Source organism: Nocardioides halotolerans DSM 19273, assembly GCF_000422805.1.
Lineage (GTDB): Bacteria > Actinomycetota > Actinomycetes > Propionibacteriales > Nocardioidaceae > Nocardioides > Nocardioides halotolerans.
The window spans coordinates 422,212-445,980 of sequence record NZ_KE383923.1; the positions used below are offsets into that span (position 1 = coordinate 422,212).

Annotated in this window: 24 protein-coding genes; 12 read left to right on the forward strand and 12 right to left on the reverse strand. The window is 66.2% G+C overall.

Going from position 1 to position 23,769, the window contains the following annotated elements; all coding sequences use genetic code 11:
* Positions 1-88 precede the first annotated feature (88 nt).
* The 4 genes from G514_RS0116850 to G514_RS0116865 all read right to left on the reverse strand — a co-directional run bounded on the left by G514_RS0116850 (position 89) and on the right by G514_RS0116865 (position 3,670).
* The gene (locus G514_RS0116850) at positions 89-850 is read right to left on the reverse strand and encodes an SDR family NAD(P)-dependent oxidoreductase (protein WP_036565073.1); all 762 of its coding nucleotides are present in this window, start codon (positions 848-850) and stop codon (positions 89-91) included.
* Positions 851-921: 71 nt separating this feature from the next.
* A complete protein-coding gene (gene dmpG, locus G514_RS0116855; protein ID WP_028652712.1) occupies positions 922-1,935 on the reverse strand; it encodes a 4-hydroxy-2-oxovalerate aldolase in 1,014 nt (337 codons plus the stop codon).
* 2 nt (positions 1,936-1,937) lie between these two features.
* Entirely contained in the window at positions 1,938-2,879 is a 942-nt protein-coding gene (locus tag G514_RS0116860) for an acetaldehyde dehydrogenase (acetylating) (protein WP_028652713.1), read from the reverse strand.
* Positions 2,876-3,670, reverse strand: a complete 795-nt coding sequence (locus tag G514_RS0116865; protein WP_028652714.1) for a 2-keto-4-pentenoate hydratase — start codon at positions 3,668-3,670, stop codon at positions 2,876-2,878. The genes G514_RS0116860 and G514_RS0116865 overlap by 4 nt, the downstream gene beginning before the upstream one ends.
* Before the next feature lie 68 nt (positions 3,671-3,738).
* Here G514_RS0116865 and G514_RS27340 point away from each other — a divergent pair, with 68 nt between their 5' ends.
* The 3 genes from G514_RS27340 (at position 3,739) to G514_RS0116880 (ending at position 5,652) form a co-directional block, all read left to right on the forward strand.
* A complete protein-coding gene (locus G514_RS27340) occupies positions 3,739-4,437 on the forward strand; it encodes an IclR family transcriptional regulator (protein ID WP_051247595.1) in 699 nt (232 codons plus the stop codon).
* Positions 4,438-4,582: 145 nt separating this feature from the next.
* The gene (locus G514_RS0116875; RefSeq protein WP_028652715.1) at positions 4,583-5,143 is read left to right on the forward strand and encodes a hypothetical protein; all 561 of its coding nucleotides are present in this window, start codon (positions 4,583-4,585) and stop codon (positions 5,141-5,143) included.
* 122 nt (positions 5,144-5,265) lie between these two features.
* Complete coding sequence (locus tag G514_RS0116880) at positions 5,266-5,652, forward strand: hypothetical protein (protein WP_028652716.1); 387 nt, start codon at positions 5,266-5,268, stop codon at positions 5,650-5,652.
* A 106-nt stretch (positions 5,653-5,758) separates the two neighbouring features.
* Here the strand turns inward: G514_RS0116880 and G514_RS30420 are convergent, their stop codons facing one another.
* Positions 5,759-5,926, reverse strand: a complete 168-nt coding sequence (locus G514_RS30420; protein ID WP_157544908.1) for a hypothetical protein — start codon at positions 5,924-5,926, stop codon at positions 5,759-5,761.
* Between the two features lie 582 nt (positions 5,927-6,508).
* On the opposite strand from G514_RS30420, the gene G514_RS0116895 reads away from it, so the two are divergent.
* From G514_RS0116895 to G514_RS0116900, 3 genes are read left to right on the forward strand one after another with little or no spacing between them, the layout of a single operon-like run.
* The gene (locus G514_RS0116895; RefSeq protein WP_157544910.1) at positions 6,509-7,000 is read left to right on the forward strand and encodes a hypothetical protein; all 492 of its coding nucleotides are present in this window, start codon (positions 6,509-6,511) and stop codon (positions 6,998-7,000) included.
* 13 nt (positions 7,001-7,013) lie between these two features.
* Positions 7,014-7,151 carry a hypothetical protein gene (locus G514_RS30425; RefSeq protein ID WP_157544912.1) on the forward strand — a complete coding sequence of 46 codons (138 nt, stop codon included), beginning with the start codon at positions 7,014-7,016 and terminating at the stop codon, positions 7,149-7,151.
* On the forward strand, positions 7,148-7,639 hold the full coding sequence (locus tag G514_RS0116900) for a hypothetical protein (RefSeq protein ID WP_028652719.1): 492 nt from the start codon (positions 7,148-7,150) through the stop codon (positions 7,637-7,639). Before G514_RS30425 ends, G514_RS0116900 begins: the two co-directional genes overlap by 4 nt.
* Here the strand turns inward: G514_RS0116900 and G514_RS29930 are convergent.
* The 3 genes from G514_RS29930 to G514_RS0116915 form a co-directional block, all read right to left on the reverse strand.
* Positions 7,614-8,459 carry an HIRAN domain-containing protein gene (locus tag G514_RS29930; protein WP_084152168.1) on the reverse strand — a complete coding sequence of 282 codons (846 nt, stop codon included), beginning with the start codon at positions 8,457-8,459 and terminating at the stop codon, positions 7,614-7,616. The genes G514_RS0116900 and G514_RS29930 overlap by 26 nt on opposite strands.
* Positions 8,460-8,597: 138 nt before the next feature.
* Positions 8,598-10,124, reverse strand: a complete 1,527-nt coding sequence (locus G514_RS27350) for a hypothetical protein (protein WP_211222168.1) — start codon at positions 10,122-10,124, stop codon at positions 8,598-8,600.
* Positions 10,125-10,291: 167 nt separating this feature from the next.
* Positions 10,292-10,588: a hypothetical protein gene (locus tag G514_RS0116915; protein WP_028652720.1), complete on the reverse strand. Its 297-nt coding sequence runs from the start codon at positions 10,586-10,588 to the stop codon at positions 10,292-10,294.
* A gap of 351 nt (positions 10,589-10,939) precedes the next feature.
* On the opposite strand from G514_RS0116915, the gene G514_RS0116920 reads away from it, so the two are divergent.
* Positions 10,940-11,836, forward strand: coding sequence for a hypothetical protein (locus G514_RS0116920; RefSeq protein WP_157544914.1), 897 nt, complete (start codon positions 10,940-10,942; stop codon positions 11,834-11,836).
* On the forward strand, positions 11,833-13,626 hold the full coding sequence (locus G514_RS0116925; protein WP_028652722.1) for a hypothetical protein: 1,794 nt from the start codon (positions 11,833-11,835) through the stop codon (positions 13,624-13,626). The genes G514_RS0116920 and G514_RS0116925 overlap by 4 nt, the downstream gene beginning before the upstream one ends.
* 85 nt (positions 13,627-13,711) lie before the next feature.
* On the opposite strand, the gene G514_RS0116930 is transcribed toward G514_RS0116925, so the two are convergent.
* Positions 13,712-16,069: a transketolase-like TK C-terminal-containing protein gene (locus G514_RS0116930; RefSeq protein WP_028652723.1), complete on the reverse strand. Its 2,358-nt coding sequence runs from the start codon at positions 16,067-16,069 to the stop codon at positions 13,712-13,714.
* Between the two features lie 156 nt (positions 16,070-16,225).
* Between G514_RS0116930 and G514_RS0116935 the strand changes: the two genes are divergently transcribed.
* Positions 16,226-16,687: an Lrp/AsnC family transcriptional regulator gene (locus G514_RS0116935; protein WP_036565364.1), complete on the forward strand. Its 462-nt coding sequence runs from the start codon at positions 16,226-16,228 to the stop codon at positions 16,685-16,687.
* 26 nt (positions 16,688-16,713) lie between these two features.
* Here the strand turns inward: G514_RS0116935 and G514_RS0116940 are convergent, their stop codons facing one another.
* From G514_RS0116940 to G514_RS0116950, 3 genes are all read right to left on the reverse strand, one after another.
* Complete coding sequence (locus G514_RS0116940; RefSeq protein WP_028652725.1) at positions 16,714-17,493, reverse strand: enoyl-CoA hydratase/isomerase family protein; 780 nt, start codon at positions 17,491-17,493, stop codon at positions 16,714-16,716.
* An 81-nt stretch (positions 17,494-17,574) separates the two neighbouring features.
* Positions 17,575-18,339 (reverse strand): enoyl-CoA hydratase-related protein, encoded by a 765-nt coding sequence (locus G514_RS0116945; RefSeq protein WP_028652726.1) that lies wholly within the window; start codon positions 18,337-18,339, stop codon positions 17,575-17,577.
* Between the two features lie 4 nt (positions 18,340-18,343).
* Positions 18,344-19,141 (reverse strand): IclR family transcriptional regulator, encoded by a 798-nt coding sequence (locus G514_RS0116950; protein WP_028652727.1) that lies wholly within the window; start codon positions 19,139-19,141, stop codon positions 18,344-18,346.
* 337 nt (positions 19,142-19,478) lie between these two features.
* Here G514_RS0116950 and G514_RS0116955 point away from each other — a divergent pair, with 337 nt between their 5' ends.
* The 3 genes from G514_RS0116955 (at position 19,479) to G514_RS27355 (ending at position 23,757) form a co-directional block, all read left to right on the forward strand.
* Positions 19,479-20,453, forward strand: a complete 975-nt coding sequence (locus G514_RS0116955; protein ID WP_028652728.1) for a beta/alpha barrel domain-containing protein — start codon at positions 19,479-19,481, stop codon at positions 20,451-20,453.
* A gap of 46 nt (positions 20,454-20,499) precedes the next feature.
* Positions 20,500-21,660, forward strand: coding sequence for an acyl-CoA dehydrogenase family protein (locus G514_RS0116960; RefSeq protein WP_028652729.1), 1,161 nt, complete (start codon positions 20,500-20,502; stop codon positions 21,658-21,660).
* An 84-nt stretch (positions 21,661-21,744) separates the two neighbouring features.
* Positions 21,745-23,757 (forward strand): AMP-binding protein, encoded by a 2,013-nt coding sequence (locus G514_RS27355; protein ID WP_157544918.1) that lies wholly within the window; start codon positions 21,745-21,747, stop codon positions 23,755-23,757.
* The last annotated feature ends 12 nt before the right edge of the window (positions 23,758-23,769 follow it).

A 23,769-nucleotide genomic window follows, 5' to 3' on the forward strand; every position in this document is an offset into this window, starting at 1 on the left:
GTCGGCACTCAACGCCGGGCCAGTCTGCGCCCGACCGTCGATGTGCAGTTCCCCAGGCAGGTCCCCGGGGAGTCCGCTGGGGAGGGGATCACGTGGTGGGCAGGTGCACCATCATGCCGCCGTCGACCGGGAGCACCTGGCCGGTGATGAAGGAGGCCCGTTCGGACGCGAGGAAGACGTAGGCCTCGGCGAGCTCCTCGGGGCGACCGAACCTGCGGAGCGGGGTGTTGACCTTCACCGCTGCGGCGCGGTCCTCGGGGAAGCGCTGCATCGCGCGCGGGGTCGCCGTCACCCCGGGGGCAACGCAGTTGCAGCGCACGCCGTCGGGTCCGTATTGCGTCGCGACGTACCGGGTGAGCGCCTCGACACCTGCTTTGGCGATGCCGTACGACGACCAGCCGATGTCGGCGGCCCGTGCCTGCGTGGACGACGTCGTCACCACCGAGCCGCCGCCCCCGGCGACGAGGTGCGGCAGACATCTCGCCGTCAGGTGGCTGGTCGCCCTGAGGTTCACGTCGAGGCTGAGGTCCCACATCTTGCGTGAGCTCTCCTCGACCCGACCCTCTGTGCCGACGAAGACGCCCGCGATGTTCACCAGCGAGTAGGGCCTCCCGGCCTCCTCGACGGCCTTCTCGACGAACGCGTCGATAGCCGGCTCGTCCCGGAGGTCGAGCGCGTAGGCGTGCCCACCGATCTCTTCGGCGAGCGCGTTGAGCGGCTCGACGTCCCGGTCGACCAGGAGGGTGGTCGCGCCCCGCTCTGCGAAGAGCCGGGCGGTAGCGCTGCCGATCCCGCCGCCGGCCCCGGTGACGATGACGACCTTGCCCTCGAACTCGCGATCTGTGGTCACCCCCAGAACGTAGGCAGACCGCGCGCAGCATGGCGAACGGCTCCGCGCGGTCCGCTGTCGACCGGCACAGGTCAGGCGGACGCGCGCTGCAGGGTCAGTGCGATGTCGATGATCATGTCCTCCTGGCCGCCGACCAGGCCCCGGCGGCCGCACTCCATGAGGATCTGGCGTACGTCGACGCCGTACCGGGAACTCGCGGCCTCGGCATGCCGGAGGAACGAGGAGTAGACACCTGCGTAGCCGAGGGTGAGCGTCTCCCGGTCGACCCGCACCGGGCGGTCCTGAAGGGGACGGACCAAGTCGTCCGCGGCGTCCTGGAGCGCGAACAGGTCGCACCCGTGCTCGAAGCCGGAGAGGTCCGCGACGGCGACGAAGGCCTCGACCGGGCAGTTGCCCGCCCCAGCGCCGTGACCGGCGAGCGAGGCGTCCACACGCGTCGCGCCGTGCTCGACGGCGATCACCGAGTTGGCGACCGACAGTGAGAGGTTCTCGTGCGCGTGGATGCCGATCTCGGTGCCGGGATCGAGGAGGTCGCGGTAGGCGCGCACCCGGGCGGTGACGTCGTTCATGGTCAGCCGACCGCCGGAGTCGGTGACGTAGACGCAGTGGGCGCCGTAGGACTCCATCAGCTTGGCCTGCCTGGCGAGCTCATCGGGAGGAGCCATGTGCGACAGCATCAGGAAGCCCGACACATCCATGCCCAGCTCGCGAGCCGCGGAGATGTGCTGGGCCGAGATGTCCGCCTCAGTGCAGTGCGTGGCGACGCGGACGCTGCGGACGCCGAGCTCGTGGGCGTGCCCGAGGTCGCGGATGGTGCCGACGCCGGGCAGGAGCAACGTCGTCAGCCGAGCCCGCTGCAGCACCGACGCCGCGGCCTCGATCCACTCCCAGTCCGTGTGGGAGCCCGGCCCGTAGTTCACCGAGCTGCCCGAGAGTCCGTCCCCGTGGGCCACCTCGATCGCGTCGACGCCGGCAGCATCGAGGGCGCCCACGATGCGCCGGACGTCGCCAGTGTCGAGCCGATGGCGGACGGCGTGCATGCCGTCGCGCAACGTGACGTCCTGGACGAAGACCCGGCCGGGCATGCTCACGCCCCCGCCCGGGCCGCAGCGATCCGCTCGGCCACCTGGAGAGCCGCCGAGGTCATGATGTCGAGGTTGCCGGCATACGACGGGAGGTAGTGCGCCGCCCCCTCGACCTCGAGGAGCACCGAGACCTGGTGAGTCACGCGGTCGGGGTCCTCGGCGACCAGTGTCCGCAGCGGCCACCCGGCGGGGATCTCCTCGATCTGCACATCCTGCTTGAGGCGGTAGCCGGGCACATAGGCGGAGACGTCGCCGACCATCTTCTCCACGCTCCTGCGGATCTCGTCCAGCTGGCCCTGTTCCGCCGCCTCCACCAGCGCGAACACGGTGTCGCGCATCATCAGCGGCGGCTCGGCAGGGTTGAGGATGATGATCGCCTTCCCTCGCCGCGCACCGCCGACCTCCGAGATGGCCGCTGCAGTGGTCTCGGTGAACTCGTCGATGTTGGCCCGGGTGCCTGGACCTGCGCTCCTCGAGGCGATCGAGGCAACGATCTCGGCGTGGGCCACTGGTACGACGCGGCTGATCGCAGCCACGATCGGGATCGTTGCCTGCCCCCCGCAGGTCACCATGTTGAGGTTTGGGGCGTCGAGGTGCGTCTCGAGGTTGACGGCCGGCACCACGAAGGGACCTATCGCCGCAGGGGTGAGGTCGACCAGCCGCTTCCCGAGCGGCGCCAGCACCTCGTGATGGTGACGATGCGCCTTGGCGCTGGTCGCGTCGAAGACGATCCGGATCTCGTCGGCACCGGGCAGCGCCAGCAGCCCCTCCACCCCGTCGTGCGTGGTGGGTACGCCTAGGCGGGCGGCCCTCGCCAGCCCGTCCGAGTCCGGGTCGATGCCGACCATCGCCGCTATCTCGAGGTGCTTCGCCGTGCGGAGCACCTTGATCATCAGGTCGGTGCCGATGTTGCCGGAGCCGATGACGGCCACCTTCGTCCTCACGCCGGAACCGCCGAGAAGTGCACGGACACCCCGCCGAGACCGCTGATGACTGCGGTGGCGGTGGCACCCGGGACGACGGGCCGCATGGGCCCGAGTGCCCCGGAGAGCACCACCTGGCCGGCTCGAAGCGGATCCCCGAGCTCGCGGGATCGGAGCGCGAGCCAGCGCAGCGCCTCCAGGGGGTCACCCAGGCACGCCGCGCCGGTGCCGGTCGAGTCATCCTGGCCGGTGACGATCATCCGCATCTCGACGTCCTTGGGCTCGAACCGGTCGAGGTGCACCCGTCGGGATCCAAGCACGTAGGCCCCTGAAGAGGCGTTATCGGCGACGGTGTCCGCGATCGTGATGTCCCAGCCCTCGATCCGGCTGTCCGCGATCTCCATGGCCGCGACGGCGTACCCGACGGCGTCCTTCACCTGCACCAGGTCAAGGTCGCCGTCCGCCAGGTCATCCCCCAGGACGAACGCCACCTCCGCCTCGATCCGCGGTTGAAGAAGGCGGTCGAAGGGGATCGTGTCCCCGTCTGCGTACTGCATGTCCGCGAGGAGGACGCCGAAGTCGGGCTGGTCCACCCCGAGCTGCTGCTGCACGGCCTGCGACGTCAGACCGATCTTGCGACCGACCACCCGCGCACCAGCAGCAACGCGTCCGTCCACCACGGCGGTCTGGACGGCGTAAGCCGCCTCGAGGTCGTCGGCACCGATCAGGCCCCGAACCGGCCGACACGGCCGCCCCGTCGCAGCCGCCGCCTGCAACCGTTCCGCCGCGGCCTGCAGAGCATCGGTGGGCATGGAGGGACTGTGGCTCCGAAGCGCTCGACGCGCGAGGGGATCGTATCGCTCAGCGATACGATGCCGAGATGGCCGCAGCCACCCATCTCGACTCCGTCCTGGGCAAGGCCACAGCGATCCTCCGCGCGTTCGGGGTCGACGATCACGTGCTGACATTGGCGGAGCTGGTCCGCCGCACGGGGCTGCACAAGGCCACGACCTACCGGCTCTGCGGAGAGCTGGTCGAGCTCCGTCTCCTCGACAAGACGAGCGGCGGCTACCGGCTGTCCGGTGGTCTCTTCGAGCTCGGGATGCGCGCCTCGGCCGAGCGAAGCCTCCTCGAGTTGGCCGTCCCGTTCATGCAAGACCTCTACGAACGGACCCACGAGACCGTGCATCTCGGCGTGCGCGAGGGCACAGAGGTCATGTACATCTCGAAGCTCGGCGGACACCGGCAGGCATCAAGCCCATCGCGCGTAGGTGGTCGCCTGCCACTGCACTGCACGGCGATCGGCAAGGTGTTGCTCGCCTTCGCGCCAACGGTTGTCCGTCGTTCGATGTTGAGCGGTGCACTTGAGCGTCGAACGCCACACACGATCGTCCGGCCTGGGCAACTCTCGAGGTCCCTAGCGGACGCTCGGCGTAGAGGGGTCGCCTTCGAGCGAGAGGAATCCGCCCTCGGTATCAACTGCGTCGCAGCCCCGATCGCCGTCGCCGGTCAAGTGGTGGCCGCTCTGAGTCTGACCGGTCCCACGAGTCGGTTCCGACCGGAGCAACACAGTCCCTAGGTAGTCATCTGTCGCTTCACGCGCATCCTGCATAGCGCGCGTGAAGCAACACGTAGACGTCGAGTCCCGCGCTGGCGATCTCCGACGCCGATCACCGGCTACCTAGGGTGTTGTCGCACAAACTCGTCAGCATCCAGAGGTGGAAATGGCGTGGCAGATCTCGTTTCAAAGCCAGGTGCTCACGGTGCAGGCGAGTGCGTCGGGCGGCACGATCACCACGATCGAGTTCCGGGATCGAGACTCTGTGGACTACATCGTGCGTCGCGGTGTCTCGGAGGCATGTGCCCACGTTCTCTGGAGAGTCGACACCGACGCAGTTGCTGGCCACGCCCATCTGCCAGATGACTATGCGCCGGACCAGCGGGATGAGTCGCGAGCGCGCCGCGTCTGCGCGTTCGTGGATGGGCTCTCCGAAGGGGAGCTGCTACAGATCGCGCAGACCCTCGCCAGGCAAGAAGTCATAGTGGCGAGAAACGAAGCTCGAGAGCGCCTCGATGTTCTCGATCGGACTAGCCAAGACCTAGTGCGAGCCCGACGCGCACTGCACCGCGCCAACCTGGTTCTCGACGCACTGAGGCTGCCGCCGACGGTTCGCGAGGCAGCGCTTCGGATCGCGGACGACTTCGTTGGCAACGCAGACGAGCTCAGGCAGCTCGCCACACATCTCGCCACCGATCCTGAGGCCGACCTCGCGGAGCCCGATTGAGGCGCGCACGGGTCTTGGGGCCGGAGAGTCGCGCCAACGGGTCCTGATGAACGTCGGAGACGTTCCGCGCCACGACTGGGACGCCCATGTTTCCCGGCGGCGCCAAGACCCATGGAGGGGTCATGACCACAATCGATCACCGGACCAGCGATACGCGGAGCGCCTCCGCTGCCCAAGCGGAGCAACTGGCGGAAGTCATCTCGCTAGCCGACTACAAGGACCGCCGTCGGCTGGAGCGGCTGACGAGTGTCCGCGAGCACCTCGCCACCACGGCCGCGGCTCAACGCAGCCACGGCCTCGAGGAGGCCGCCGAAACGTTCGAGCTCCTGCTGAGTGTCGAGTCGATCATCAGCCAGGAGTTCCCGCTCCCCTACGAGCACCTGCTTACCGACTGGGCCGTCCAAGACTCCGTCGCCGAACACCCCGTCGGCGAGTGGATGCCTGACTGCACCCTGTGCCGCACCATCTCGAGGACGGTGCCCACGGCAGGTCCACCCGACGCCGCGTAGGTGCAGCGCCGGGCGCAGCGCGTTCGACCAGACCGCCGCCGGACCTTAGAGTCCGGCGGCGGTTTCCGCATGGAACACCGGCGGTGTCCCGGGATGCCCCGCTCCGTCACCTGTTAGAGGCCACGTCTGCGGCCAGCTCGACCAACTGGTCCGGGCTGCCGATGAAGGAGTCGGCCGCGCGTACGGCGAACGACCTCGCCACGGGATGATCGATGTTCAGGGCCGCCCGCCGTAGTTCCTCGAGAGCGACCCGCTCGTGGCTGCTCTCGATCATCCCGGACCAAACTCGGTTGCGTGGGTCGTGCTTGCTCCGCTCCGTCCGCATCTCCAGCCGGGCTCGCGCGCCGTCGACCGCTCTTGAGCGAAGATCCGCGCAGCTTCGACGATCTCTTCGATCGGGAGGGCCGCGACCGTGTCGAGGAACAGGTGCTCGAGTGGCGTCGGCCCCGTGGGGCTGAGCTCGCTGAGCTGGTCCTCTTCGTGTGCGCGCGTGGACCGCAGCCCCCGAGCGGGGAGATGTAGTTCATCGCTGAGGCGTAGCAACCAGGGGTCGCCGCCTTCGACCGAGCGCACGACGGTCCCGATCTGCGGGTCGGGCCGGACGGGGCCGGCGGCCGTGAAGTGCACCCAGCGCCAGTCGCGGCGTGACGGGGTCGCCAGCACGGAACGTTTCCGGTCACCGGGTGCGAAGGACCACGGGAGCGGCTCGCGTCGTCGCATCGCGCGTCTTCCTTCCGGATTCTCCCCATGCCGCCGCGCCTGGTGAACCGGCGCGAGTGGCGGTGTGGTCCCAGATGGTGGCATCGAGGTGCGACACAGGCAGGCGGTCCTCGGCGTCGACCGGATGATCAATGTCGTGTCGTACCCGACCGGCACGCTGGCTGCCGTGGAGACCACCTGGGAGCTGCCCTATGGCGACGACGTCCTCCAGGTCTACGCCCACGTCGTAGCAGGCGATTTCACGTGCATCGGCTTTCGCCACTGGGACTCGCACAACCGGTTCCTCATCCGGCGAGACGTCGAGGACGAGACCGCCTGGATGCGCTGGATGGTCGAGACCGAACCGGGTGTGTTCACGATGCAGCCGCCCGGCCTCGAGCCTGAGGGCTGGATACCGGATCCAAGCGGCCAGGTCGTGCTCGACTTCGTCAACGCACTGACGTCGACCGACCTCCTCGCCATCGCGCAGTCCCTTGCCGACGCCGAGATCGAGGAAGCCAGCGACCTCGTCGATAGCCGAGTCCAGTTCGTCAAGCGCGCAGAGGACGAGCTTGCCGATGCCGAGCGTCGGTTGCACCTCTCGCGGCTGGTCCAGGAAGCCCTGCGACAAACCTCCTGCGGTCCGTGAGGCGGCACTCAGGTTGGCCAAGGACTTCATCGGCACCGTCGATCAGCTGCGTGAGCTTGCAGTCGATCTCGTCGATGGCGACACCGAGCCCTTGGAGGAAGACGATCCAACGGAGGCCAGACCGGACTCGCCGAACGAGGTCGACCCATGACCGAGGTGCCGTCCGATGACGAGGAGCACTGGCAGCTACCGCCGTTCTCCGACATCCGCAGCCTCGGAGTGTTCGAGCAACACCCACGCACCGGCACGACCTACCGGGCCTTCCTCGTCTTCGTCTACGGGGGCCGAGCAGCCGTCGCCCGACTCCCCTTGGTCATCCCGACAAAGCACGTCGACATCTGGCAGCGCTTGGACGACACAATCCGCAAGGTCCTGGACCTGCTCTCTCAGCTGGATCTCGAGCAGCGCGTCCGGTTCCACCAAGAGATCGACGAGACCGTCGACCTCTACTTCCGCCTTCACAACCTGAGGTCGGGCGATGACGCGGTTGAGGAGTCTGACCATGTCGATGGGATACGAGCTGGTCCCTCGCAACCTCGATCAAAGGCAAAATCGGGAAGGCCAGAGAAGCTGATCGCGACCGCGCATGCTGCTTCGAGCGAACCCGAGGTCGTCAGGCGTACGGACGACCAGAGCTGAGCATGGATGAGATGTCGGCGGCAGCGGCGATCACGATGAAGGCCGTGCCGTCGTCTCGTCCTGAGCGAGGTCCCCGCAGGCTGACCGCGCCAAGTTCCTCACCTCTGTCGAGGCGCTTGGCCAACGACACGGCTCGCCCGCGCTGGACGTAGCCGAACGGTTTCCGGGCGCCAGGTGCATAGAGAGCGATCGCGTTGCGGTCGTGCGGATTGTCCGGCTCTCTGCGCAGCTCGACGGGTCGCCCCTTGCGCAGATCGGCGCTACGGAACGCCGCCGCGTGGTACGCACTGCCCCGCGCGTAGGACGTCACGATCCCGATGGACCGCAGCCCAGGGCCCTTGGGGTTGAGGGCCTTGCCGCCGTCGATGGGCGACCAGAAGACAAGTCGGTCGCCGGCGTCGACAAGCCTCAGCGTCGGCGACCCGTTCGTGTCCCGGGTCAGGTACCTGCTCTCGTTCTCCTTGGCCACATAGTCCTCTCGGACGACACCTCCCGCATGGCCGCTGCCGCTCACCGTGCCGGCCGAATCGGGTGTGATGCGCCGTCCTTGAGCCTTTTGGCGTGGCTTCGGTGGGCCGCGTCGCTCGAGATGGCTGGCGATCTCGACGATCTCCGCGATGGACCTCTGCTGCCGTCGATAGGAGGCGACTCGGTGGGCCCAGTCCTCTGCACTCATACACGACGGTCCCGGCACTTTCGAGGTTGCGGTCGGGGAGGTGAGCGGTGGCGGCTCGTCAGGCGGCGTGACCGAGTCAGAGGGCGTAGGCCCACCGTCGAGCTCGGCGAGCAGCTGCTGGGCTCGCCGGTCGATCTCGGGCATGAGCCGCTCGGCCTCTGCTGCTATCAGCTGGGCCGTCTCATCCTCACCCGGATCCGGTGGTGCGGCAGCTGGCCCACGGTCGGGCGGGGAGGTGTCTTCTCGGCTGCGACGTCGAAAGAGGCGCACGGGGCGGTCGGCTTACGAACAACGGGGCGAGGGTGCGGTCCCACTTGGTAGTGGGTCGTCTTCGGCGCGAGTAACGGTGCCTGACTCGTCGACCCCGGGGGCCGAGTTGTCGCCGGCTCCGTTGTCATCGAACCCCGCTGCGGCGTTCAGATTGGTAGTCGGCCCGGCGTCGCTTCCTGCGTTGTCGCCGTCTTCCTGGTGGTCGACGTCGTAGGGGCCGTCCTGCGAAGAAAGGGACGTCGAGACCAGAGCCGAGGGGGTCTCGTGGACAGCCAGTGGCTCCCGCATCCTCGGCGGCGAGGCCGACCACGCCTTCAGGTCTTGGACGACCTCGGCGTAGAAGGCGTCGACCAGCTCCAAGACTGAGTCGATGAACCCTCCACGACCGCGGCCTCGCTTGACGCCCATGGGTGCTGACATGGCGACCTGGAAGCTGCGCAGGTCACGCTTGGGGTCGGCGATCAACAGGCTGGGCTCCTCGCGGACCTTGCCCAGCAGCTCCGTCGCGCCGGCGCCGCGAGCGTTTGCGACGAAAGCCTCCAGCCGTACGGAGTCCGGTGCGCTCTTGAGCTGGCGGACCAGCCAGTTCACACGTGTCTGGGCTCTGCCTTCCTTGGGCGCGTCGATGTCGAGCGATGCGATCACCCGACCGGCCCTCAGGTCGGCGGTAACGGAGATCGGCGCGACGGCATGAGGGATCCGGATGGCGCCGGAGAGCAGGCCTTGGCCGACCATGCCCTGCAGGAGGGATTGAGCGCGCAAGCCGGGCTCGGCCTGCTCACGGCGGCTCAGCACAGGGAGTACCTCGGTGCCGAGCTGTCGTCCCAGACGCAAGCTGGCGTAGCGCAGCAGCGCATCGAACCGCGCGACGACCTCCGGGGCGGCCTTGTCGGTAGCGCGCAGCGTCCCGGCGGTGACCGCTTCGCGGACGGCGACCCAGTGCTGGCCCATGTCGTCGAGCTCCATCGCACCCGAACGCGGATGCTCGAGGTACCTGATGAGCTCCCCGAGGATCCAGGCCTGCTCTGGGTCGGAGACACCGCGGTGCTCCTTCTGCATCACCGCAGTGGAGAGCAGGTAGGTCCATGACCAGTGATGGAGCTCGACCTTGCGCATCTTGCGCTTGTCAACCTTGGTCGGGTGCTGACCCGCGACGGGCGGGATCTCGTTGCTGATCGTGATCAGGGCGTCGAAGCCCTGCTCGCGCGCGATGTCGAGGTAGTTCTCCAGCTGCTGCGTCTCGAGTTCGCTCTTCCCGGTCTTCACCTCGACCAGCGCAGTCCAGGTTCGCGAGCCACGTGTGACCCGGATCAGACCGTCCGGGTAACAGCGCTTGTCGACCAGCATGAACGGGACCTCGATGTAGGTCTCCACGTTTCCGGCCGGCGCGCCGAGCGGCCCGAGGACGGCCTTGCTGAACTCCTTGACGATGCCCATGACCGCCAACAGCGCAGAGGTGGCCCGGCGCTCCTGCTCCTCCGCTCCCGAGATGCCGGAGGTTGGGATCAACCGTGCCTCGTGCCATGCCTCTTCTGTCATGGTCTGAGCCCTCCCTGGTTGCGTTCGCGGGTCGTGCCACGCAGCAAGCAGGGTAAGTCTCGAGAGCCTCCCGACACGTCAAATCCGGCTTGGCGGGTGCTGCTCGTCTCTTATTGACTTAGAGGCGCTTCGGGGTCCCGCCTGACTGCTGAAGAGTCTGGCCAGACTCAGGTCCAGATGTCGTCGGCGAGGTCGGGGTTCTGTGCCTGGAGCGCCTCGAGGACACTGCGGCTCGGGAGATCGTCAAGCAGGCTCTCGTCGCCGTCCTCGAGGTCCGCGAGCTCCTCAGGCAGCAGCCCGACCAGCTTCAGGGCGCTGACCGCATGCCAGGTCCCCTCGCCATCGTGGATAACGAGCGTCAGAGGCGAGGAAGTCGGCAAGCCTCGGCCCGCCGTCTCTGACCCTGGCTGGACATCCCCGGGCGAGGTGGACGTGGTCTGCGGGAGGGCATGTTCATCGGACATGACCGGAGACGGTCCGGACACGGGGCGAGTCGGCAAGAAGCCGGCGACACAGGAGCGCCTAGAGCCGACCTGCCGCTCCTCGACTCAGATCGAATGCCAGACGAGCATCGGCCGGCACCTTGCTAACCGCCGGAAGGTCCCGGCAGCCCGGGGTTCCCGGGCCGAACGCAGGAGAACAGGTCGATGGCGATTCGCCCACGACGGACCAGCGCGGCGGCCGCGAGACGGCTGCTCGCCGACCAGAACACGCCCGCGATCAAGGCGACGGATCTGCCAGCTGAGCTGGCCCAGATGGTCCAGCAGTTCAGCCCCGGGCCGCCGATCTCAACCATCTGGCCCCAGGTGCACCCGGTGGTCGCCGAGGTACTGGCCGCATCCGTCGTTCGCGGCCACGACAGCTTCCGCAAACACCTCACCCACCTCGGCTACTTCTACGTCTGGGCACGTGACCACGACGTCCCTCTCACCGTCGCGACGCTGACGCGATCGAACATCGAGGAGTACGCCCGGACCGGAATGCCCGGCAGCAGCGCCAAGTCCCGCGCGGACCGGCGCAGCCGCCTCCGTCGCCTCGCCGACCAGCACCACCCCGAGCAGGCGCCCGCCCCCCACGTCGAGATCGCACGCCCCACCGTCCGACCGCCCTACACCGACCGCGAAGTCCAGGCACTCCTCCGCACAGCCTGGAACCAGCCATCGGCAGAGCGCACCCGGAAGGCCGCACTCTGCATCGGGCTCGGCCTAGGCGCCGGCCTCGACTCCAGCGACTTCCGCGGACTGCGACGTCACCACATCCAAGTCACACCAGACAGCTCGCGCCCGCTCGTGACGGTGACGGTCGCGGAGACGGCCGCCAGGACAGCCGCCACGACAGCCGCCCGGTTCGTGCCGGTGCGCGTCGAGTACGTCGAGCTCGTCCTCCGGGGCCTTGAGGGACTCGGTTCCGATCAGCTGCTGCTGGGAAGGGTCGAGGAGCGCCGAAACCTTGCGGCCAACGCACTCGCCGACGTCGTTGTCCTCGGCGGGTGCCCGCGGATCGAGCAGTCGCGGCTCCGGGCCACCTGGCTCGCGACCCTGCTGATGCAACCGGTCCGCCTGGACCTTCTAATGACTGCAGCCGGGCTCCGGACCGCCCGAACCCTGCCCGACCTCATCCCGTACCTGCCCCCTCCCACCCAGGAGGAGACCGGACTCGCACTCCGCGGCGGCCCACCTGCCGCGGCAGCACGTGCGGAGGTGGCGGCATGAAATCGGCGTTCCGCTACCAGCTCGTCACGCACATCGTCGACACCAGCGGGGCCGCCGACGTCCTCCAGAGGGCCATTCGCACCTCACCGCGCGGCCGCCGATCACCTGGGAGCCCTCGCACCTTCCTGATCCTCATGCTCCTGGCTGCCGCCGACGGAGAGCTGACCATCGAACGGATGCACCAGATCGGCACTCGCGAGCTGCCCCTCAACATCCAGCTCGAACTCGGGACCATCCGCCACAGAGCAGCGACCGACGGTGGGGCAGCAGCCGGCACAACTCGCCGTCACCTCTCCCCCGTCTCCGAAACCCCTGCCGCCGGGCTTCGCGGAGCTCCGGAGATGCGGTGGACCGACATGCCCATCGACGAGCTCTACAACATCTCCCGAACGATCACCCGCAAGCTCTCGTGGACCGGCCCGAAGGCAACAGGTCTGACCGACGAAGAACGGGCGAAGAGACGCGACGCGATGCGCGAGATCAGCGACCGACTCCTGCGGGCCACCCTCCCCGAACGACCAGGCAGCTCCTACGCCCTCGACGAGAGCGGCATCTGGGCCTGGGCACGCGGCCGCAGGAACCGACGGTTTGAGGAGGCAGCAGTCAGCAACGAGGAGCATGAGCCCGATGGCGTCGACGAGTCTGCCGCTGCACAGCTTCGACTGTCGAGCTGCCCCGACGCAGCGTGGGGCACCAAGACCGGCAAGGACGGGACTCAGGACGCCTACTTCGGCTACGGACTGCACGCCCTCGTACGAATCCCCGACCTGCGACCCGGCCCCTCGTTCACCGACGAGGACGATCCGATCCTCATCGAGGCCGTTGAGCTCACCCCTGCGGCTACCGACATCGTGGACGTGAGTCTTGGCCTCCTCGACCGGGTGCGCGCCCACACCCCGGTCAAGGACCTCGCCGCCGACCGGCACTACTCATACAAGGAGTGGAACCGCTGGGCCTACCAGCTCTGGACCCGCGGCATCCGACCCGTCCTTGATCTCCGAGAGAACGAACACGGGTTCCGTGACTACGACGGCGCCAAGATCGCCGCCTCCTGGCCCCACTGTCCCGGCACCCCCAACCGCCTCGGCACCATCCCCCGCCCAGGCATCGGAGCCAGCCGGGCAGCTCAGGAGCGATTCGAGAAGCTCATCGCCGAACGACAGGCCTACGCGATGCGACGCGTGAAGAGCCACATCCCTGACGGCGCCTCACGCTGGGAATGCCCCGCCCGGGCCGGCAAGGTCGGCTGTACCCACGTCCCCGGCACCATCGAGGTCGCCCACCAGCTCGACCTCCCCAGCATCGCCCGACCACCAGCCCAGGATGCCAAGCCGACCTGCTGCAACCAACGCACGTTCATGATCCGCATCCAGCCCCCGGCCGAAGACGACACGAGGAGCGAGCGCGACAGGAAGACCAAGCTTGCACAAGCGATGAAGCACGCCCAGGACGAGTACTGGGGCGACAAACGGTGGGAAACAAGCTATCGGCGCAGGACATATGTCGAGGCCGCGTTCGGACTGCTCAAGGCACCCAACAACGAGAACGTCCACCGCGGCCTCTTTAGGTTCGTGGGTCTCCCGCTGGTCACGCTCTCCATCACCGCCGCCGCCACTGCCACCAACCTCCGACAGCTCCGCAATTGGCACGACCGGACCGGCAATGGCGACCTCGCCAACCCGTTGCTCGCACCTGAGCCCGAGTTCCACGGCTTCGTCCTCCTCACCAACCCGAACGTCCTCGACCCGAGTGGAGAATCCGACAACCACCCGCTACCCGAGGCCGCATGAGCGGGGCGGGCGAAGGCCAGCGGTCGCGATCTTGTTGCGAGTAACTTCGCAGCGGGAGCCGGATCGAATCTGTCAACCGGCGGGCTCATCGATCGAGTAGCGATAGCGCGGCATCGACGATCGAGCCCGTGTCGATTCCGTGGAGTCGATATGCGTCTTCCAAGTCACTCGATTGCCCGAATTCGCGCACGCCGAGACATCGGATGGGATCACCCCGCATCCCGGCGAGGAAGGCCAGAGTATGTGGATGGCCGTCGATGACGGTAACGATCGGCGCGGAGAGTGAGGACGGAAAGAGCGTGGCGGCGATGTCGTCCCCAATCGTGACACCGAGCCGTCCGCGGCTCAGGAAGGATCGGAACACGAGATCTGGGCTCGTCAGACATACGACGCCGGCGGTGACGCCCAGAACGGCAAGGGCCTCGGCCGCGGCGAGCACTTCAGGCATGATCGCCCCAACGCCGACCAGAGTGACATCCTCGGCGTCGGTGCCGAAGCGAGGCAGTCGATACCCGCCCGCGACAGCATGCCGACGTCGTCGCTCCAGAAGGTGCGGATCCTCGGGCGTGGCGGCAAGTGTCTGTTCAATCGGCCGGGTAGACAGGCGGAAATAGGACGACGTGCCGCCTTCGAAGCCAACCTGGCTCATTGCGTGCAGGAGGCACCACTCCAGGTCCTGTGCGAACGCGGGCTCCCAAGCAATGCAACCCGGTTGTTCTAGCCCGATCGATGGGGTGGTGATGGACTGGTGCGCCCCACCTTCGGGAGCGAGCGTCACCCCGGAGGGCGTGCCGACAATGATCGACTGCCCGCCGGAGTAGATACCGTATGACCAGGGCTCCAAGGCCCGGGCGATGAACGGGTCGTAGAGCGTCGCGATCGGAATAAGTCGCTCGCCCCACCTCGACCAAGTCGCGCCGAGCTCGCCAAGCAAACCAACCAGGTTCACCTCGGCGATGCCAAGCTCGATGTGCTGGCCGACACTCACCTCGGACCAACGTAAAACCCGGTCGGGGTCGTCGGCGAACCAGTCGTGACGGTCTGCAACCGACCAGACGCCAGTCTTGTTGATCCAGCCTCCCAGGTTGGTCGACGAAGCCACGTCAGGACTACACGTGACGACGCGTTCGGCATTTTCTGGTGATGCGCGTCTGAAGTCGGCAAGGAACCTGCCGAGGGACGCTTGCGTCGAGATTGCAGTTCGGTGCGGCCGACCCAGGGTCACGGGCATCGACATCGGCTTTTTCGCGACGACGGCAGGGCGAGCCATAACAGCAGCCCGTGACGCGCAGAGGCGCGCCGCGTCGCTGTTCGGCGGAAGAGGACGCCACGGGTCCGCCGCATCCGTCCCGGACGCCTGCGCGAGCACTTCCATCTGCGCCTGCGTCAGTTGCGCGGAGTGGTTGTTCGGATGTCCCTCGATGGGAAGCCCGCGACCCTTGATGGTGTACGCGAAGATGACGGTCGGTCGTGAGTCATCGACTTGCGCGTACATGTTGAGAAGAGCGCCGATGTCGTGGCCACCCAAGTCACGGACGGCAAGCTTCAACTCGTCGGTGGACAGGGAACTGAGAAGTTGATTCAGACCCTGTCCTGGATGGGGGCCCGAAAGACGGCTGGCGACTTCAGCGTCGTCGGCCCTCAGGAGTCGCTGGTACTCCTCGTTAGGCATCTCCTCCAGCCTTTGCCGCAATTCGCTGCCGCCGGGTCGGTTGAAGAGCTCGGAGATGGTCCGACCCCATTTCAGTGTGAGAACCTGCCACCCCGCGGCGGCGAACATGCCTGCGAGGCGGTGGATCTGCACGTCGGGGACGATGCGGTCCAGGGACTGCCGGTTCAGGTCGACTATCCACAAGAGTTCACCCAGTCGCGAGACCGTTGGGTCGGCGACCGCCTCCCAGATCGCTCCCTCGTCGAGTTCTGCATCACCAATGAGGCTCACGAATCGGCCTGCCGGCGGTGTGTCCGGGAACCTCGAGGCCGCGTAGCGATGGGCTATCGCGGCCCAGAGCGCTGCGGTCGCACCGATTCCGACCGATCCCGTCGAGAAGTCGACCGTATCCGGGTCTTTGAGTCGGCTCGGGTAGGACTGAAGACCACCTTTGGATCGCAGAGTGGAGAGGAACCGAGGCTCTAGATCATCGAGTAGGAAGTTGATGGCGTGCAGCACAGGTGAGGCATGAGGCTTGACCGAGACCCGGTCGAGGCTTGTCAGCTCGGAGAACCACAGCGACACCATGATGTCGACCATCGACGCCGAGGAGGCTTGGTGGCCTCCCACCTTGACACCACTCTCATTGGGCCGCCCGCGATTCGCCGCGTCCACGATCGCGGTGGACAACCAGAGCACTCGCTGAGAGATGTCGCGCAGCGCCGCTACATCTATGCCGAGCGTCTGGTCCGCCGTGGGTGTGCGTGCAGACGGCATGTCCAACGACGTCATGCGTTTTCCTGTCCGACCATGGACAAACGCTCACGCCGCTTGGCGTGATATGCAACCAAAGTGACATGTTCGTAGCAGATCCGCAAATTTGTTGCAGCACTTCGGCTTCCTGCGCAATATTACTGCGTTTCAGTCTAGGATGTCAGCGTGCCCGAGATGAAGACTGACGCGGTTGACCGCAAGATCCTCGATCAGCTGGTCGAGGACGGGCGTCGCTCGGTGCGAGACATCGCCCGCACGGTGAGCCTCTCCCCGAGTTCCGTTCAACGACGAGTTGAGCGGATGGAAAGGCAAGGTGTCATCACCGGGTACACCGCACTGGTCGACGAGAGCCAGCTCGGCGCGACCATGGAGGCGTTTGCCGAGGTGAGGTACGCCGGCAATACCAAGGTCGAGGCGATCACCGCCTCTGCGAAAGACCTTCCTGAGGTCATCGGCATCTACACCGTCGCCGGCGACCCCGATGCCCTCATCCACTTCCGCATCGACAGTCTCCCGCACCTGCACCGACTCATCGACTTGATCCGTCGGGACGGGAACGTCATCGGGACCAAGACGTTGATGGTGCTCGACTCGTGGCGACGCGGTCAACGCGTCGCCGACGACGAGGACCGATGATCCTGCGGACCCGAGTGCCCACCGCGCTAGCGACCGGTGAACCTGGGCTCACGCTTCTCTAGAAATGCCTTTGGCCCCTCGCGAGCGTCCTCTGTATGGAAGACGGTGCCTGAGAGGTAGTAGTCCCTGCTGAACGGCCCCTCCAGCTCGAGTGATCTGACCATCGCTTCCTTGGCTGTTCTCACGGCAACCGGTCCGTTGCGGACAAGTCGCGCGGCGAGCTCGTGAGCCGTTGCCAGAACCTCGGGGCCAGGAACGACGCGATTGACGAGGCCGATGGAGTAGGCGCGAGCCGCGTCGATCGGGTCGCCGAGCAGCATGATCTCCATCGCAACCGCCCATGGCACCTGGCGCGGTAACCGGACGTGTGAACCTCCGGCAGGAACGATGCCGCGTGCGACCTCACGGAGGGCAAATGTTGCGTGATCGGCTGCCACGCGAATGTCCGTGCCCAGCATCATCTCGACGCCGCCTCCGACCGCGACTCCGTTCACCGCACAGATGATCGGCTTGTAGATGTCGGAGAACCAACGCTTCGATGGGTCGGGAATGGCGCCCTTGAGCCCGGTCGCAGGGTCGTCGGTCAGGCGGGAGATGTTGCTACCGAGGTCGGACCCAGAGCAGAAGGCCCGATCACCCGTTCCCGTGAAGACGATCACCCAGACCGACTCGTCCGCATTCGCCTGCACGAATGCTTCACGAAGGGAATCGCGCATCTCGGGAGTGAGCGAGTTCATCTTCTGCGGCCGGTTGATCGTGATGAGGGCCGTTCGACCGTCCACCTCGTACTGGATCAGGTCCGACATAGATCACCCTTCTGAGTGGACTGGCGAGAAAGCTTTGCCTCGAATGGAGCAACGAGGGATGCAGGCTGACGGCATCCGCGGTCAGGCTTGATCGAGGGACGCAAGCGCCGCCCTGGGCCCGTCGCCGGAGATCAGCATGAACTCCAAGGCAAGCGCCGCCTCGAACGACTGCCAATGCTGACGCAGGATCGCATTGACCGACAGCTTGGTCACTGCCAGCGCTTGGGCATCGAACCCAACGAGCTCAGCCGCGAGTTCGTCCGCGCGCTGAAGCGCCGTGCCCGGCGCCACCGCCTCGTAGACCAGCCCCTGCGCAGCCGCCTCCGCGCCGCTCAGCCTGCGGCCCAAGAGCAAGTGGCCGCGAGCGCGACCGATGCCCATGGCCAGCGGCCAGAGGAACGCTGCGTGGTCCCCGGGAGAGACACCCATGGCAAGGTGACCGTCGATCAGCCGCGCATCCTCGGCGACGATGCAGATGTCAGCGAGCAGAGCGATGGCACATCCAGCTCCGACAGCCGCGCCTTCGACAGCCGAGACGATCGGCTTCCTGCATTCGATCATCCCTCTGACGATGCTACGGGCCTCCCACCACGCGCGTCGGCGTACATCTTCATCGCTGACCACCTGCCGCACGTAGTCAGGATCACCGCCCGCACCGTAGGACTGTCCTGCGCCGTGCACCACGACCACGCGCACGTCTGCATCCTTGTCGAGGTCGTCCCAGATCACAGACAACCTCTGGTGATCGGACTCCCGCAGCGCGTTTCGCTGCTCCGGCCGGCTGAGCGTGATGTGGACGATCCCGTTGTCGGGTCCACTCAACTGCACCGCTGAGTTCGATGACAAGGTGTCAGGCCTCCTGCGCGACCCTGGATGACGTTGCATCAGGAGCTGCGTAGCTTCCAAGCGTGAACTCGATGGCTTGAGTGGTTTCTGCCAACATTCTTGCGATGGACGGGATTCGGGACTCCGGCATGTCGACTGCCAGGGCTGAAACCGCGATGGCGCTGGAGACCCTCTCCTGGCCGCCACGGACTGGAGCTGCGATGGCGATGATGCCTCGCAGGTTTTCCTCTCGACTTACGCTGATGCCCGTTTCCCTGATCGACTTGAACTCGAGCGCAAGCACCGCAGGATCAGTGATCGTGGATGGGGTCATCGAGACCAGCTCCCCCGCGAGCACTTGCTGCTCCAACTCCGGGTCGAAGGCCGTGATCAACTTGCCGACGGCCGTGGAGTGCAGGGCCACAGGCTCGCGAAGTCGGAGACCCAGTCTCACAGGCTGTGGTCCGTCGTACCGGCCGATGTACATGACATCGTTTCCCACACGCGACGCTACGTAGACATCCTGCCGAACGCGCTCCACCAGCCGCACCACGTGTGTGGTGGTGACGTTGTCGACGTCGACCTGCGCAGCTATCCGCAGCCCGAGTCGGATACTGCGTGGCGCCAGTCGGAACTGTCGATCCTCACCGTTCACGATGAGCCCCGATACCAACATCGCCTTGAGCAAGTCATGGGTGCTGCTCGCCGCAAGACCCAGCTCTCGAGATATGTCAGACAGTGAGCATTCATCGGGAGGGTCGGCGAGGTACTCGATGACCTGCACGACACGTTCGACGCGATTGGCGCGCTCGCTGTTGTTCATGGCAACGCTCCGGGCTGTGGAGGGCACACGTTCACGTGGAGACCGTCGCACGATTTCAGGGCGACGGACCCTCTGCTATCCCGTCCCTCGGCCTCCACCACGGGAGGCGGTGACCTGGGTCAGGCTGACTCGGAAAACCTACCAGAAGTTCGAACTCCACACGTCTACCTCCGGCGCGAAACCCGTTCAGCGCGCTCCACTGGTTGACACCAAGCCCATCTTGCGTGCAAAGATGATCCGAAAATCCGAATGACTCTTCGAGAACTCGGACCTCCAGATGCGTTCCCGGCCTCACGGCCGGCGAACGCTCAGCCTTCGATACAAGGAGCGACGCGGCATGGGTCTACTGGGAGACGGCAAGCAGGTCCGGATCTCGGAGTGCTTCCTCCGAGACGGGTTGCAGGCCTTCCACGCTGGAGAACTTGTCGCGTTGGACACGGCGACACGAGTTGACATGGTCGAGAGACTCCTCGAGGCCGGTGTCGACGACATCGAGGCAACCAGTTTTGCACACCCGACCCTTCTCCCTCAGTTCGCAGATGCAGAAGAAGTGGTGCGCCAGCTTCCGGCCGAGGCACGCGAGTCAGGTGCTGCCCGTGCGCTCGTCCCCAACGTCCGCGGACTCGAGAGAGCGATCGACGCTGGACTGAGGAGCGTGACCGCGTTCCTGACCTGCAGCGAGGCCTACCAGGCCAAGAACGTAGGCAAGAGCATTCAAGAGTCGCTCCTCGAAATCGAGTCCATGTGGCGCGTCGGGGCGGACGCGGGGCTCAACATGAGTGCCGACTTGGGTACGACGACCGTCTGCCCGTTCGAGGGAGAGATCCCCAGGCAGCGTGTTCTTGAAGTTCTCGGCCAGCTACGAGACATCGGCATCCGAGAGGTCACGATCGCCGACACGCTGGGTATGTCGGATCCCGGAACGATCTACGACCTTCTACGAGAGCTGAAGGGCAACTTCCCCGACATTCAGTACGGCGTTCACCTACACAACCGTCACGGCGTGGCATCGGTGGGTGTGCTCGCCGCTTTGGACGCAGACGTCGTGAAGATCGACGCGTCGCTTCTCGGCGTCGGCTCCGGGACGGTGGTTCCTGTTGACAAGGCCACGATGGGCAACGTAGCGACGGAGGAGGTCGTCTACGTGCTCAACTCCCTCGGCTACGAAACTGGCATCGACTTCAAGACCATCCGGAACATCGCCTTGGATATGTCCAAGTTGGTGAGGCCAGTGCCTATGCCCCGGATCACGCTCCACGGAGATGTCACTGACTACGTGAGCGAGTACATCGATCACGCCACTGTCTCCTAGGACGGGCACATGGAATCGCCCGCCTGGTACTTGTGAAAGGACGCCCGTGCACTTCGAGTTGACTGACGCGCAACGCGCCATCCAAGACTCGGTCGGAAAGATCTGCAACCGCTTCAGTGAGGACTACTGGGCCGGCCTCGACGACGTACGGGCCTATCCGGACGAATTCGTCAAGGCACTGACGGACGAAGGCTGGCTGGGGCTCATGATCCCCGAGGAGTACGGCGGCGGTGGGGGCACCGTGAGCGATGCCGCCCTCGTCCTCGAGGCCATCACTCGACACGGCGCCGTCGCTGCCAGCGCACATGCCCAGATGTACACGATGGGGACGTTGCTCAGGCACGGCTCGACGGACCAGAAGGCCAGGTACTTGCCCAGGCTGGCTTCTGGGGAGCTTCGTCTCCAAGCGTTCGGGCTGACCGAGCCCGAAGCAGGATCCGACACGTTGAGCATGCGCACTACTGCCGTACGCGACGGTGACCACTACGTCATCAACGGCGGGAAGATCTTCACGTCTCGTTTCCAGCACTCCGATGTGATGATGCTCATTGCTCGCACGACCCCCCAGGAGCAAGCCCAGCACCGGACCCACGGGCTCAGCGTCTTTCTAGTAGACCTCGCGGAAGCAGGCGACGCGATCAGCGTCCGCCCCATCAAGACGATGGTCAACCACGAGACGAATCAGCTCTTCTTCGACGATCTGCGCGTGCCGGCCAACAACCTGATCGGACAGGAGGGCGAAGGGTTCACCTACCTGCTGAGCGGGCTCAACGTGGAAAGGATCCTCGTCGCCTCGGAATGCATTGGAGCGGGTCTTTGGTTCGTCGATCGATCAGCGCGCTACGCCGGCGAGCGCGTCGTCTTCGGTCGGGCGATCGGGGCCAACCAAGGTGTCCAGTTTCCCATCGCACAGGCGTTCGCACAGCTCGAGGCCGCCAGCCTCATGCGCTGGCAGGCGGCCGCGATGTTCGAGGCAGGTCACACGAAAGGCTATGAGGCGAACACGGCAAAGCTACTGGCCTCCCAGGCATCGTGGGCGGCGGCGAACGCCGCCATGGACACCTTCGGCGGGTACGGCTTCGCTGAGGAGTACGGCATCGAACGCAGGTTCCGCGAGGCACGACTCTTCATGGTGGCGCCGGTCAGCAACAACCTGGTCCTGGCGCACATCGGTCAGCACGTACTGGGGATGCCCAGGACTTTCTAGTCGAGCGCATCGGAGCGCAATCGGACGAGGACCACACGACAAACTGCCGATGAGGCGCGGGACGAGAGAGGCGAGACAGGCACCGTGACCCTGGACCTTCCTGAGTGGTTCGTCAACGATCGTTGGGTGCCGCCACCCGGCAGCGTGGAGCTGACGAGGACGTGGCAGTTCATGGTGAAACACGGCCTTCGGGACTACCACGATTTCCTGCGCCGAAGTGCGGACGATCCAAACTGGTTCTACCCAGCCATCTTCGACTTCTTGAGTCTCGACTGGATGGAATCCTTCGACAGCGTCCTCGATGTCTCTGACGGGCCCGAGTGGTCGCACTGGTTCTCGGGCGGGAGGACGAACCTGGCGTGGCTGAGCGTCGATCGCTGGCTGCTCACGACCCCGGACAAAGCCGCCCTCATCTGGTGCTCTGAGGACGGTGCAAGCTTGGAGCTGACCTACGCTCAGCTGGCTGGCGCGGTGTCCGCTGCGGCGACCGGGCTCCGCGAGCTCGGCGTCGAGCGGGGCGACCGGGTTGGCCTATACCTCCCGACCATCCCAGAAGCGGTCATCGCGTTCCTTGCGATTGCCAAGATCGGGGCGATCGCCGTTCCGGCCTTCAGCGGCTACGGGGCGGAGGCTCTCGCGCAACGCCTGGCGCTCTCCAACGCCAAGGTGCTCATCACCGCCGACAGGGCCCGCCGACGCGGACGGGCCATCGATCTCAAGTCGATTGCCGACGCCGCCTGCGACACCGTCGGTTCGGTCGAACGGGTCGTCGTCGTAGAACACGGCGAGGCGGGACGCGGGACCCGTCTCGCCCGCGACGTCGCATGGTCGACGCTGATCCAGGGAGACTCAGACAACGACATCGAGGCGTTCGACCCCGCGACCCCGTGCCTTCTGGCTTTCACGAGCGGAACCAGCGGACCACCCAAAGGCGCGGTGCATTGTCACGGCCGATTCGCATACGGGATCCCGATCACGTTCGGCCTCAACTTCGACGTCTGCGCTGACGACCGAGTGCTCTGGCCCAGCGACACCGGGTGGATGATGTCTCAGAACAGCTTGGTCGGCACGCTCGCGCTCGGCGCCACTGTTGTTCTGATGGAGGGAGTGCCGACCTATCCGTCGCCGAGAACTGTCTGGTCGATCGTCGCGGACCACGCCGTGACACACCTGGGGATGGCACCGACAGTCACCCGTGCCATGGCTGCCGCCGACGTGAACGTCATCGAAGAGCACGACCTGCGCACCTTGCGTATCCTCGGGAGCGCCGGCGAGCCGATGACGTCCTCGCCATGGAGGTGGCTGCACCGGCATGTCGGACGTGGTGTCCGCCCGATCATCGACCTGTCCGGTGGCACGGAGGCCGGCGCGCTTCTCGTGGGAAGCCCGATCGTCGAGACGCCGGAGTGTCACTTCTCCGGTCTGGCGCCGGGCATCCGGGCCGAGGTGCGCGACGCCAAGGGCGACCTCACCCTCGGTGAACCTGGCGAGATGGTGGTCACTCAGGCAGGACCGTCCATGACGCTGGGCTTCTGGGACGACGCCGAAGGCTACGTCAACCGCCACTGGCGACAGTGGCCAGGAGCCTGGGTCCAAGGCGATCGCGCCGTTGAACACCTTGATGGCACGTGGCAACTGGTGGGGCGCTCGGATGACCTCATCAAAGTCGCTGGAAAGCGCGTTGGTCCCGAAGAGTACGAGCGACTTGCGTGCGAGGTCCCCCAGGTAGTCCTGGCCGTCGCGGTGGGGGTTCCCGATCATGACAAAGGCGAGGCGGTGAACCTCGTCCTCGAGGTGTCTGCTGCGAACCCGTCCCCAGAAGAAGTCCTGGCCGCCGTACGCGCCCGAATCGAACAGGCGATGGGTCGAGCCTTCAGCCCAGCGATCATTCGCATCGTCGACGCCATTCCGCAAACCGGAAACGGCAAGGTGAACCGGCGTGCCGTCCGAGAGTTGCTGACATCGACCGACCCGCCGGACCAACCGCCGGGCGACGAGGAGGTCCTCCTCGTGGGTGGCGTCCCGCCTGGGCATGCGGGATGCATCGAGCGCTCAGAACAATCACACACTGCGAGAGACGGACGAGCTGATGAGTAGTTGTTGGACCGC